Raw genomic sequence first — 11,438 nt, forward strand, 5'->3', positions numbered from 1 at the left:
ATAAGTACGCCGGTCCGCATGCCGAACACCGCTTCGCCGCTCGGGAGAAGCCGTGACGCCGTGGGGAGGGCGTGGAGGCAGGAGGCGGGAGACACATGGCCAAGCTCGTCTCGCTGGCCGACGGCGTCGCGGAACTGGTCCGCGACGGGGACACGGTGGCGCTGGAAGGGTTCACCCACCTCATCCCGTTCGCCGCCGGTCACGAGATCATCCGACAGCGGCGGCGCGACCTGACCCTGGTCCGGATGACCCCCGATGTCATCTACGACCAGCTCATCGGCGCCGGCTGCGCCCGCCGGCTGGTCTTCTCCTGGGGCGGCAACCCCGGCGTCGGCTCGCTGCACCGCTTCCGCGACGCGGTGCAGAACTCCTGGCCGGTCCCGCTGGAGTTGGAGGAACACAGCCACGCGGGGATGGCCAACCGGTACGTCGCCGGCGCCTCCGGCCTGCCGTTCGCCGTGCTGCGTGGCTACACCGGCACCGACCTGCCCCGGCACACCACGAACATCCGCCCCATCGAGTGCCCGTTCACCGGCGAGACCCTCACCGCCGTGCCCGCGCTGCGTCCCGACGTGACGGTGGTGCACGCCCAGCGCGCCGACCGCGCCGGCAACGTGCAGATGTGGGGCATCACCGGGGTGCAGAAGGAGGCAGTGCTGGCCGCGCAGCGGTCGCTGATCACCGTCGAGGAGATCGTCGACGAGCTCGAACCCGTACCGGGACAGGTGGTGCTGCCCGGCTGGGCGGTCACCGCGGTGGCGCGGGTGCCCGGTGGGTCCCACCCGTCGTACACCCAGGGCTACTCCGTCCGCGACAACGAGTTCTACCGCGCCTGGGACGCGATCAGCCGGGACCGCGACACCTTCACCGACTGGATCGCCCGGCACGTGCACGAGGCGGAGGTGCCGGCATGACGGAATACACCGCCGACGAGATGATGACCGTCGCCGCCGCCCGGCAACTGCGCGACGGCACCGCCTGCTTCGTCGGCATCGGGCTGCCCAGCACCGCGGCCAACCTGGCCCGCGCCACCCACGCCCCCGGCCTCGTGCTGATCTACGAGTCGGGCTGCCTCGGGGCGAAACCCGACCGACTGCCCCTCTCCATCGGTGACGGCGTGCTCGCCGACACCGCCGACGCGGTGGTGTCGGTGCCCGAGGTCTTCAACTACTGGCTCCAGCCCGGCCGCATCGACGTCGGTTTCCTCGGTGCCGCGCAGCTCGACCGGTACGGCAACATCAACACCACGGTCGTCGGTGGCGACTACACCGACCCGAAGGTACGCCTGCCCGGCGCGGGCGGGGCACCGGAGATCGCCGCCTCCTGCGGTGAGGTGGTGGTAGTGGTCCGGCAGAGCCTGCGTACCTTCACCGAACGGGTCGACTTCGTCACCTCGGTCGGCTACGGCAGCGGCCCCGGTGACCGGGCCCGGCTCGGACTGCGTGGCGGCGGGCCGCGTACCGTCATCACCGACCTCGGCGTCCTCGAAGCGGACCCCGCCACCTGCGAACTCACCCTCACCCGACTGCATCCCGGCGTCACCGTCGACCAGGCCCGCGCGGCCACCGGCTGGCCGCTCGCGGTCGCCGACGAACTGGCCACCGGCGAGCCGCCGACCGCCGACGAACTCGCTGTGCTGCGTGCCCTGGAAGCGACCAAGAGGACGGCCCGATGACCCGCGACGGGTACGACACCACCCATCCGCTGACGCTGCCGAGCTACCGGCGCGACGACGTCGACGCCCACCCGCCGCTGCTCAGTCCCGGCTACAAGTCCACCGTGATCCGCGCGCCGCACCAGCCGCTGGTGTACCTGCCGCAGCGGCTCACCGAGGTCACCGGCCCGCTGCTCGGCGAGGGACGCCTCGGCGAGTTCGACCACGACCTGACCCGCCAGCACGACGGCGAGCCACAGGGGCAGCGCATCATCGTGCACGGCCGGGTGCTCGACGGCGACGGCCGGGCCGTGCCGCACACCCTGGTGGAGATCTGGCAGGCCAACGCCGCCGGCCGCTACCGGCACATCCTGGACAACTGGCCGGCCCCGCTGGATCCGCACTTCACCGGCGTCGGGCGCACCCTCACCGACGAGCGGGGCCGCTACGAGTTCATCACCGTGCAGCCGGGCGCCTACCCGTGGCGCAACCACGACAACGCCTGGCGGCCCGCGCACATCCACTTCTCGCTCTTCGGCCGGGCGTTCACCCAGCGGCTGGTGACCCAGATGTACTTCCCCGGCGACCCGCTGTTCTTCCAGGACCCGGTGCTCAACTCGGTGCGTGACGAGCAGGCCCGACAGCGGCTGATCGCCCGGTACGACCACGCCACCACCCGGCCGGAGTGGGCGCTGGCCTACGAGTTCGACATCGTGCTGCGGGGCCGGGACGAGACCCCCTTCGAGGACGAGGACGACGATGAGTGAACGCCTGGGCGTCACGCCCGCCCAGACCGTCGGGCCGTACCTGCACATCGGCCTGCCCTGGCCCGACGGCCCGTACGCCGTGCCCGAGGGCACCCCGGGCGCGTGCTGGATCCGCGGCCAGATCGTCGACGGCACCGGCGCGCCGGTGGTCGACGCGCTGGTGGAGAGCTGGCAGGCCGACCCGGATGGCCGCTTCGACCACCCCGACGACCCGCGTGGCGCCCGGCCTTCGACGGTGCCCGGTTTTCGCGGCTTCGCCCGCACCGAGACCGACGGGCAGGGCTGGTACGGGCTGCTCACCGTCAAGCCGGGACCGCTGCCCACGCCGGAGGGGGAGACCGAGGCGCCGCACCTGACCCTGTCGGTCTTCGCCCGTGGCCTGCTGCACCGCCTGGTCACCCGGGTCTACTTCCCCGACGAGGCGACGGCCAACGCCGCCGACCCGGTGTTGCGGGGCGTCGATCCCGATCGCCGGGACACGCTGCTGGCGAGCCCCGCGCCGGACGGCTACCGGTTCGACATCCGCCTCCAGGGAGAACATGAAACCGTCTTCTTCGCGGTCTGAGGCGCTGCTGCGCCCCCTGTCCGGCACGCCCGACGTGGACGCCGAACTCGACGACCGCGCCCTGTTGCAGGCGCTGCTGGACGCGGAGGCCGCGCTCGCCCGCGCCGCCGCCGACACGGGGCTGCTGCCCGTACCGGTCGCCGAGGAGATCGCCCGGCACTGCCGCGCCGAGCGGTACGACCCGGCCGCGCTCGGCGCGGCGGCCGACGCCGCCGGCAACCCGGTCGTGCCGTTGGTGCGGGAGTTGACCGCCGCCGTCGACGCCTCGGCCCGGCCCTGGGTGCATCACGGCGCCACCAGCCAGGACATCCTCGACACCGCCCTGTCGCTGGTGGCGGTCCGGGCCGGCGCAGTGCTGCTGCGGCAGCTCGACGCGGCGGCCGACGCCGCCGCCGACCTGGCCCGCGTCCACCGGGACACCCTCATGGTCGCCCGCACCCTCGGCCAGCAGGCCGCACCGACCACCTTCGGCCTGAAGGCGGCCGGCTGGCTGCTCGGCCTGGACGAGGCGCGCACCCGCCTGGCGCGCGCCCGCGCGGCACTGCCGGCGCAGCTCGGCGGGGCGGTCGGCACCCTCGCCGGGTACGGGCCCGCCGGCCCGGACCTGGTCGACCGGTTCGCCGCCCAGCTCGGCCTGGCGGCCAGCCCGCTGCCCTGGCACACCCGCCGCCAGCCCGTGCTCGACCTCGCCGCGGCGCTCGGCGGACTGCTCGCCGCCACCGGCAAGATCGCGATCGACGTCGGCCTGCTGGCCCAGACCGAGATCGGTGAGGTGACCGAGGGCGGGGAGGGGCGCGGCGGCTCCTCGGCCATGCCGCACAAACGCAACCCGGTCGACTCGGTCCTGGTCACCGCGGCGGCCCGACGCGGACCCGGACTCGTCGGCACCCTGTTCACCGCGGCCGTGCAGGAACACGAGCGGGCCACCGGCGGCTGGCACGCCGAATGGGAACCACTGGGCGACCTGCTGCACCTGGCCGGTGGCGCCGCCGCCCGTACCGCCCGCATGCTGGCCGGCCTGCGCGTCCACCCGGAGCGGATGCGGGCCAACCTGGACGCCACCGGCGGCCTGCTGCTCGCCGAGGCCGTGGCCACCCGGCTGGCTCCGGCGCTGGGCCGCGCCGCCGCCCACGACCTGGTCCGCCGCGCCGCCGCCCGACCGCCGTTGCGGGACGCCCTGCTCGCCGAGCCCGACGTCCGGGCCCACCTGTCCGAGGCCGACCTCGACGCGGCCCTGGACCCGGCCGGCTGGCTCGGCTCCGCCGGCCACCTGGTCGACCGCGCCCTCGACCTGCACCGGGACGGATCGCGGTGACCCCGGACGGGTCGCACCGGGCGCGAGGGCTGCACGCCACGGTGGACGGACCGCCGGACGCGCCGGTGCTGGTGCTGGGCAGCTCCCTGGGCACCACCGGCGCCATGTGGCAGCCGCAGGTGGCGGCCCTGGCCACCCGGTTCCGCCTGATCCGGTACGACCATCTCGGCCACGGCGGATCGGCCGTGCCGACCGGGCCGTACACCATCGACCTGCTCGGCCGGAAGGTGCTGCACCTGCTCGACGAGCTGGGTGTCGAGCGGGCCCACTACGCCGGACTCTCCCTGGGGGGCATGGTCGGCATGTGGTTGGCCGCGCACGCCCCCGAGCGGGTCGACCGGCTCGCCCTGCTCTGCACGTCGGCGGCGCTCGGTCCGGCGGAGGGTTGGCGGTCCCGGGCGGCCGCCGTGCGCGCCGGCCGGCTGGACACCATCGCCGACACGGTCGTCGAACGCTGGTTCACCCCCGCCTTCGCCGCCGCCCACCCCTTCACCGTGGCGACCTACCGGGACATGCTGACCCACACCCCGCCGACCGGGTACGCGGCCTGCTGCGAGGCCATCGCCGGCATGGACCTGCGCGCGGACCTGGCCGCCGTCCGCGCACCGACGCTGGTGATCGGTGCCGCCGACGATCAGGCGACCCCACCACAGCACCTCGAGGAGATCGCGCGGCGGATCCCCTCCGCGCGGCTGGTCATGCTGGCGCACGCCGCGCACCTGGCCAGCGTCGAACAACCCGAGGCCGTGGCCGGCCTGCTGGCCGCCCACTTCAAGCCGGAAGGCGGGACCAGCCCGTGACCGACAAGCAGCGACACGACGCCGGGATGACGGTACGCCGGCAGGTGCTCGGCGACGCCCACGTCGACCGGGCGGTGGCCGGCACCGACGAGTTCACCGCCGACTTCCAGGATCTGATCACCCGGTACGCCTGGGGCGAGATCTGGAGCCGCGACGGCCTGGATCGGCGTACCCGCAGCTGCATCACCCTCGCCATGCTGGCCACCCTTCAGCACGAAGAGGAACTGGCGATGCACGTACGGGCCGCGCGACGCATCGGTCTCACCCCCGCCGAGATCAGCGAGGTGCTGCTCCAGGTGGCCGTCTACGCCGGCGTACCGGCGGCGAACCGGGCGTTCAAGGTGGCCCAGGCGGCCCTGCGGCAGGAGGCCGAGTGACCGACACGGCGCGATCGGGGGAATTCGTCCAGTCGCTGGAACGCGGACTGGCCGTGATCCGTGCCTTCGACGCCGAACATCCCCAGCTCACCCTCAGCGAGGTGGCCCGGGCCACCGGGCTGACCCGGGCCGCCGCCCGCCGTTTCCTGCTCACCCTGGTCGAGCTGGGCTACGTGCACACCGACGGGCGGCTCTTCTCGTTGCGCCCACGCATCCTCGACCTCGGCTACGCGTACCTGTCCAGCCTGAGCCTGCCCGAGGTGGCCCAGCCGCACATGGAAACCCTCGTCGCCCAGGTGCACGAATCCTGTTCGGTGTCGGTGCTCGACGGCGACGAGGTGGTCTACGTCGCCCGGGTACCCACCAAGCGGATCATGACGGTGGGGATCAGCGTCGGCACCCGCTTTCCCGCGTACGCGACCTCGATGGGGCGGGTGCTGCTCGCCGCACAGCCCGCCGACTGGCTGGACCACTACCTCGCCACCGCGCAGCTTCGGCCGTTGACCCGGCGTACCCTCACCGACCCGGTGAAACTGCGGGCCACCCTGACGAAGATCGCCGCCCAGGGGTACGCCATCGTCGACCAGGAGTTGGAGGAGGGGCTGCGCTCGCTGGCCGCGCCCATCCACGGCGACCGGGGAGCGGTGATCGCCGCGGTGAACGTCTCGGCCCACGCCAGCCGTGGTTCGTTCGAGGCGATCCGCAGGGAGCTGCTGCCCCCGCTGCTGGCCACCGCGAAGCGCATCGAGGAGGACCTGGCCGTCGGCCCGCGCCGCTGAGCCGGCTGTCGACGATCCGCGCTCACCGCGCCGCCTGACGTACCACCATGGGTACGTGAGCGAGCTGCTGCTGATCATCACGCTGGGCGTCACCGTGCTGGTCGGCACCACGATCGGTGGCCGGTACCGGGTCGCGCCACCGGTGTTGCTCATCTGCTTCGGCGCCCTGCTGGCGCTGCTGCCACCGTTGGCGGACGTGGTGCTGGCCCCGGAAGTGGTGCTGGTGCTGTTCCTGCCGGCGATCCTCTACCGGGAGAGCCTGGCCACCAGCCTGCGGGAGGTGCGGGCGAACTTCGTGGTGATCACCCTGCTGGCGGTCGGGCTGGTCGGCGCCACGATGGTGGCGGTGGCGCTCGTGGCGCAGCGGCTCGGCGTCGACCCGGCGGTGGCCTGGGTGCTGGGTGCCGTGCTCGCGCCGACCGACGCGGCGGCAGTGGCCGGCCTGGCCAAGCGGATGCCGCGCCGGCTGCTCACCACGCTGCGCGCGGAGAGCCTGATCAACGACGGCACCGCCCTGGTGCTGTTCGCCGTCGCGCTCGGCCTGCTGCACGGAGGTGAGGCGCCGAGCGTCTTCGAACTGCTGGGGCGGATCGGGCTCTCCTTCCTCGGCGGCATCGCGGCCGGCGTGCTGGTCGGCACGGTGGTGATCCTGATCCGTAAGCGCCTGGACGATCCGCTGCGCGAGGGGGCGCTCAGCGTACTCACGCCGTTCGCCGCGTTCTTCCTGGCCGACAGCATCCACGAGAGCGGGGTGCTCGCGGTGGTGGTGGCCGGTCTGATGATCGCCTTCGCCGGTCCCCGGGTGATCCGTGCCCCGTCCCGGGTGCTGGCGCTGGCGTTCTGGGATCTCACCACCTTCCTCATCAACGGTGGACTCTTCGTGCTGGTCGGGATGCAGATCCCCCGGGCGGTGCGGGGCGTGTCAAGCGTGTCGCTGGCGCGTGCGATCGTCATCGCGCTGGTGGTGGCCGGTGTGCTGGTGGCGGTGCGGATGCTCTGGCTGCACCTGACGGCGGGGATCGCTCGACTGCTGGACCGGCGCAAGGCCCGCCTCGATCGGCGGGTGAACTGGCGGGTGCGTACGGTCGCCGGCTGGGCCGGTTTCCGGGGCGCGGTCTCCCTCGCGGCGGTCCTCGCCGTGCCGTTGAACGCCGACGGCGGTCCGGTGCGGGAGCGTGACCTGATCATCTTCTGCGTCGCGACGGTGATCCTGCTGACCATGCTGGTGCAGGGCACCACGCTGCCGCTGGTGATGAGCTGGGCCGGGCTCGCCGGCGACGCGGATCGCGACGACGAGACCCGGCAGGCGAAGGCGCACGCCACCCGGGTCACCCTCGGTGCGCTGCCGGGCATCGCCGACCGGGTCGGCGCCGACCAGGAGGCCACGCAGCGACTCCGGGACGAGTACGAGAGTCACCTCGGTGCCGTGCAGGCCGGACCGGAAAGCGAGTCGGCGGCGGCCCGGGAGACCGAACGCCGGCTGCGGCTGGCCGCGCTCGAACACAAGCGACAGGAGATCACCCGGATGCGCGACTCCCGGGAGATCGACGAGGCGGTGCTGCGTGAGTTGCAGGCTGAGCTGGACCTCGAGGAACTCCGCCTGCTGGGGCAGAAACCCGCCGACTGACCGGTCGCCTGCCGACGCTCATGCCGTGGGTCCGGCGGGTAGGGCCAGGGCGACGGTGAGGTCGAGCAGCGTACGCGGGTCGTTGAGCCGCTCGCCGTAGAGCTGCCGCAGCTGGCCCATCCGGTAGCGCACGGTCTGTGGATGGACGAACAGGTCGGCCGCCACGTCGTCGCGCCGCCCCTGGTGCAGCAGCCACGAGCGCAGCGTCTCGGTGAGCCGTTCGGCGGTGGCGGCGGGCAACTCGGCGAGCGGGCGCAGGACCCGGGCCCGCAGATCCGCCAGGGCCTCGAGGTCGGCGCTGAGCAGCAATTCGGCCAGGTGCTGCTCGGTGTCCAGCGGCTCGCCGTCGGGTGGGTGGGCGATGCCGAGTTCCACGGCGCGGGTGACCCGCTGGTAGGAGGCGTTGGCCCGGGTCCACGGCCGGGCGGGACCCAGCACCGCGCGGCGGCGGTGCAGCACCCGGGTGAGCTGCCGCCGGTCGGCGTCCGGCACCAGCACCACCGCCCGCTCTCCACCGGGCTCACCGGCGGGCGACTCCTCGCTGCTCTCCAGGGTGTGCTCGCCGAGCAGGGCGAGCACCCCGCGTAGGTTGGCCCGGGGGAGCAGGACGACGGTGAGGGTCTGCGGCACCGGCCAGTCCGCCCGTTCGGCGCTGCGCCGCAGCACCTCCTCCGGCTCGCCGATGAGCAGTTGCTGGGTGAGTCGTTCCAGGTTGCGCCGGCGGGCCCGGCCGACGCTCGCCAACTCGTCGGCGTGCCCCGCGACGCTGGCGGCGGAGAGTTCGTCGATGTAGGCGAACATCAGCTCGGCGAACTCGGCAACGGTGGCGGCGGGCAGCCCGATCGCCACGGTCGCCGCGGCCATCTCCCGCCAGGAGACCCGGGCACCGACCCGGTAGGCGGCCAGCAGCGCGTCCATGCTGCGGCCGGAGCGGGCCTCACCGCTGCCCAGCGCGTACGCTGCCTCCAGCGCGGGGATCAGCGGGGTGCTCGGGTCGGTGGCCTGGGAGCGTTCCAGCAGTTGCAGGAAGGTGCCGAGAGCTATCTGCACGGCATTTTCGATCTTGTCGCGCATCTGTCCGGTCAGGGTGCCGGAATAGCTCGGCACCTCCGCCGTGATCGCGGTGACGGTGCGGCCGGCTACCAGCGGTAGCCGGTCGCGCAGCTCACGGGCGACCCGCTCGTCCAGTTCGAGACGGGCGGCTCGATGGGTGGTTCCGGAGGTATCCGCCACGGTTGTTCTCTCCGCACAAAAGGGGTGGATCGCTTTACCTTCGCAGGCCAAGATTTTATGCCAGCCTGCCGCGACCATCGTTATATGACCACTACCGTCCCGCGACCGGAAGCATCAGGATCCCTGCGTCGCCGGCTGTGGCGGCTGGCCGAGACGGTGACCACGCCCGTGCTGCCCGGCGACTACCTCGACCTGATCGCGCCGCTGCGGGCCGGCACCGACCTGCGGGGCAGGATCCTCGCCGTACGCCCGGAGACCCCGGACGCGGCGACACTCGTGATCCGGCCGGGACGCGGCTGGCGCGGGCACCTGCCGGGGCAGTACGTGCGGCTCGGCGTCGACGTCGACGGCGTACGCCAGTGGCGGGCCTACTCGGTCACCTCGCCCCCCGGTCGGCATCCCGAGCCGATCTCGGTGACGGTCAAGGCGATCGAGGACGGCGTGGTCAGCAACCACCTCGTCCGGCGGGTCCGACCGGGCACGATCGTGCAGCTCGACCAGGCGCAGGGCGACTTCGTGCTGCCGGAGGCCACCCCGGACCGGGTGCTGTTCCTGACCGCCGGCAGCGGCATCACCCCGGTCGCCGGGATGCTGCGCTCCGGCGCGCTCGCCGGCCGCGACGTGGTGCTCGTGCACTCGGCCCCCACCGCGGCCGACGTGGTCTTCGGCGCCGAGCTGCGCGGCCTCGCCGAGCAGGGGGTGATCCGGCTGGTGGAACGGCACACCAGCGTCGACGGGCTGCTGGACGTGGCCGAACTCGACACCCTGGTGCCCGACCACCTCGACCGCGAGACCTGGGCGTGCGGCCCGCTCGGGCTGCTCGACGCGGCCGAGGCGCACTGGTCGGCCCGGGGGCACGCGCAGCGGTTGCACACCGAGCGGTTTCGGCCCACGATCATTACCGCAGGTGAAGGCGGCACTGTCACCTTCACCCGCTCGTCGGTCACGGTCGAGGCCGATGGTGGCACGCCGTTGCTGGACGCCGGCGAGAACGCCGGGGTGCTGATGCCCTCCGGCTGCCGGATGGGGATCTGTTTCGGCTGCGTGCTGCCGCTGCGTCAGGGTGCGGTCCGGGACCTGCGCAACGGGGAACTGACCACCGCCCTACCGGGTGACGGCGTACGCGTGCAGACCTGTGTGTCAGCCGCCGCCGGCCCGTGCGAACTCGAGATCTGATCGGAGAGCATCGACGTGACCGTCATCCAGAAAAAGGCCACCAACCCGATCGCCCACCTCAGCGCCGAGGACATCGAAACCCTCGGTAAGGAACTCGACGCCATCCGCCAGCGGGTGATCGACAGTCGGGGCGAGCGGGACGCCGCGTACATCCGCAAGGTCATCTCGACGCAGCGCAAGCTGGAGGTCGGCAGCCGGGTGGTGCTGCTCTTCTCGCTCTTCCCGCCGGCCTGGATCGTCGGCACCGCCGGCCTGTCGGTGGCGAAGATCCTGGAGAACATGGAGATCGGGCACAACGTCCTGCACGGCCAGTGGGACTGGATGCGTGACCCGAAGATCCACTCGACCAGTTGGGAGTGGGACCACGCCACCCCGGCCGATCAGTGGAAGCAGTCACACAACGAGCTGCACCACCGCTACACCAACGTGGTCGGCAAGGACAACGACCTCGGTTACGGCATCATGCGCGTCGACGAGGACCAGCCCTGGCACCCGGCATACCTGGGCCAGCCGTTCTACAACTTCCTCAACGCCTGCTTCTTCGAGTACGGCGTCGCCGCGTACGACCTGGAGCTGGGGAGGAGGCTGAAGGAGAAGGACGGGCTCAAGGACCCGGAGTTCCGGGCCAAGGCCCGCGCGGCCGGCCGGAAGATCCGCCGCCAGGTGCTCAAGGACTACCTGCTGTTCCCGCTGCTCTCCGGTCCGTCGTTCTTCCACACCATGGCCGCCAACTTCACCGCGAACCTGATCCGCAACCTGTGGAGCCACTCGGTGATCATGTGCGGGCACTTCCCGGAGGGCGTGGAGACCTTCGAGAAGACCTCGATCGAGGGCGAGACCCGGGGCGAGTGGTATCTGCGGCAGATGCTCGGCTCAGGCAACATCAGCGGCAGCCGGCTGCTGCACATCATGACCGGCAACCTGTCGTACCAGATCGAGCACCACCTCTACCCGGACCTGCCCAGCAACCGTTACCAGGAGATCGCCCCCGAGGTGCGGGCGCTCTTCGACCGCTACGGGTTGAAGTACACCACCGGTTCGCTGCCCCGGCAGGTCTTCTCGGCCTGGAAGAAGGTCTTCCGGCTCGCCCTGCCGAACCGCCGCCAGCGGGCCACCCCCGCCGAGCCTGTCTCTTATACCCATCT

Annotated in this window: 12 protein-coding genes; 11 read left to right on the plus strand and 1 reads right to left on the minus strand. The window is 72.4% G+C overall.

Annotated elements, in window-relative coordinates:
* Window positions 1-95 precede the first annotated feature (95 nt).
* The 9 genes from C1I93_RS07550 to C1I93_RS07590 are packed head-to-tail and all read left to right on the plus strand — an operon-like array spanning window position 96 to window position 7,884.
* Complete coding sequence (locus tag C1I93_RS07550; protein WP_111242503.1) at window positions 96-914, plus strand: CoA transferase subunit A; 819 nt, start codon at window positions 96-98, stop codon at window positions 912-914.
* Window positions 911-1,675, plus strand: coding sequence for a CoA-transferase subunit beta (locus C1I93_RS07555; protein ID WP_111242504.1), 765 nt, complete (start codon window positions 911-913; stop codon window positions 1,673-1,675). Before C1I93_RS07550 ends, C1I93_RS07555 begins: the two co-directional genes overlap by 4 nt.
* On the plus strand, window positions 1,672-2,421 hold the full coding sequence (gene pcaH, locus C1I93_RS07560; RefSeq protein ID WP_111242505.1) for a protocatechuate 3,4-dioxygenase subunit beta: 750 nt from the start codon (window positions 1,672-1,674) through the stop codon (window positions 2,419-2,421). The genes C1I93_RS07555 and pcaH overlap by 4 nt, the downstream gene beginning before the upstream one ends.
* Window positions 2,414-2,986 carry a protocatechuate 3,4-dioxygenase subunit alpha gene (pcaG, locus tag C1I93_RS07565; RefSeq protein ID WP_111242506.1) on the plus strand — a complete coding sequence of 191 codons (573 nt, stop codon included), beginning with the start codon at window positions 2,414-2,416 and terminating at the stop codon, window positions 2,984-2,986. Before pcaH ends, pcaG begins: the two co-directional genes overlap by 8 nt.
* A complete protein-coding gene (pcaB, locus tag C1I93_RS07570) occupies window positions 2,961-4,301 on the plus strand; it encodes a 3-carboxy-cis,cis-muconate cycloisomerase (protein ID WP_111242507.1) in 1,341 nt (446 codons plus the stop codon). Before pcaG ends, pcaB begins: the two co-directional genes overlap by 26 nt.
* Window positions 4,298-5,101 (plus strand): 3-oxoadipate enol-lactonase, encoded by an 804-nt coding sequence (pcaD, locus tag C1I93_RS07575; RefSeq protein ID WP_223256451.1) that lies wholly within the window; start codon window positions 4,298-4,300, stop codon window positions 5,099-5,101. Before pcaB ends, pcaD begins: the two co-directional genes overlap by 4 nt.
* Window positions 5,098-5,478 carry a 4-carboxymuconolactone decarboxylase gene (gene pcaC, locus C1I93_RS07580; RefSeq protein WP_111242508.1) on the plus strand — a complete coding sequence of 127 codons (381 nt, stop codon included), beginning with the start codon at window positions 5,098-5,100 and terminating at the stop codon, window positions 5,476-5,478. The genes pcaD and pcaC overlap by 4 nt, the downstream gene beginning before the upstream one ends.
* On the plus strand, window positions 5,475-6,257 hold the full coding sequence (locus C1I93_RS07585; RefSeq protein ID WP_111242509.1) for an IclR family transcriptional regulator: 783 nt from the start codon (window positions 5,475-5,477) through the stop codon (window positions 6,255-6,257). The genes pcaC and C1I93_RS07585 overlap by 4 nt, the downstream gene beginning before the upstream one ends.
* Before the next feature lie 55 nt (window positions 6,258-6,312).
* Complete coding sequence (locus C1I93_RS07590; protein WP_181445056.1) at window positions 6,313-7,884, plus strand: Na+/H+ antiporter; 1,572 nt, start codon at window positions 6,313-6,315, stop codon at window positions 7,882-7,884.
* 18 nt (window positions 7,885-7,902) lie between these two features.
* Here C1I93_RS07590 and C1I93_RS07595 read toward each other — a convergent pair whose 3' ends face one another.
* Window positions 7,903-9,117 carry a PucR family transcriptional regulator gene (locus tag C1I93_RS07595; RefSeq protein ID WP_111242510.1) on the minus strand — a complete coding sequence of 405 codons (1,215 nt, stop codon included), beginning with the start codon at window positions 9,115-9,117 and terminating at the stop codon, window positions 7,903-7,905.
* Between the two features lie 84 nt (window positions 9,118-9,201).
* Here C1I93_RS07595 and C1I93_RS07600 point away from each other — a divergent pair, with 84 nt between their 5' ends.
* Together C1I93_RS07600 and C1I93_RS07605 are read left to right on the plus strand one after the other, a co-directional pair.
* The gene (locus C1I93_RS07600) at window positions 9,202-10,293 is read left to right on the plus strand and encodes a ferredoxin reductase (protein WP_111242511.1); all 1,092 of its coding nucleotides are present in this window, start codon (window positions 9,202-9,204) and stop codon (window positions 10,291-10,293) included.
* 15 nt (window positions 10,294-10,308) lie between these two features.
* Window positions 10,309-11,438, plus strand: a 1,130-nt coding sequence (locus C1I93_RS07605; protein ID WP_111242512.1) for a fatty acid desaturase family protein, incomplete at its 3' end; no start/stop codon positions are given.

Source organism: Micromonospora endophytica (assembly GCF_003236305.1).
GTDB lineage: Bacteria > Actinomycetota > Actinomycetes > Mycobacteriales > Micromonosporaceae > Micromonospora > Micromonospora endophytica.

What these genes read in the sequence shown, in the direction of transcription:
- C1I93_RS07550 (WP_111242503.1), top strand. Translation starts at nt 96, where the DNA reads ATGGCCAAGCTCGTCTCGCTGGCCGACGGCGTCGCGGAACTGGTCCGC.
- C1I93_RS07555 (WP_111242504.1), top strand. Translation starts at nt 911, where the DNA reads ATGACGGAATACACCGCCGACGAGATGATGACCGTCGCCGCCGCCCGG.
- pcaH (WP_111242505.1), top strand. Translation starts at nt 1,672, where the DNA reads ATGACCCGCGACGGGTACGACACCACCCATCCGCTGACGCTGCCGAGC.
- pcaG (WP_111242506.1), top strand. Translation starts at nt 2,414, where the DNA reads ATGAGTGAACGCCTGGGCGTCACGCCCGCCCAGACCGTCGGGCCGTAC.
- pcaB (WP_111242507.1), top strand. Translation starts at nt 2,961, where the DNA reads ATGAAACCGTCTTCTTCGCGGTCTGAGGCGCTGCTGCGCCCCCTGTCC.
- C1I93_RS07600 (WP_111242511.1), top strand. Translation starts at nt 9,202, where the DNA reads ATGACCACTACCGTCCCGCGACCGGAAGCATCAGGATCCCTGCGTCGC.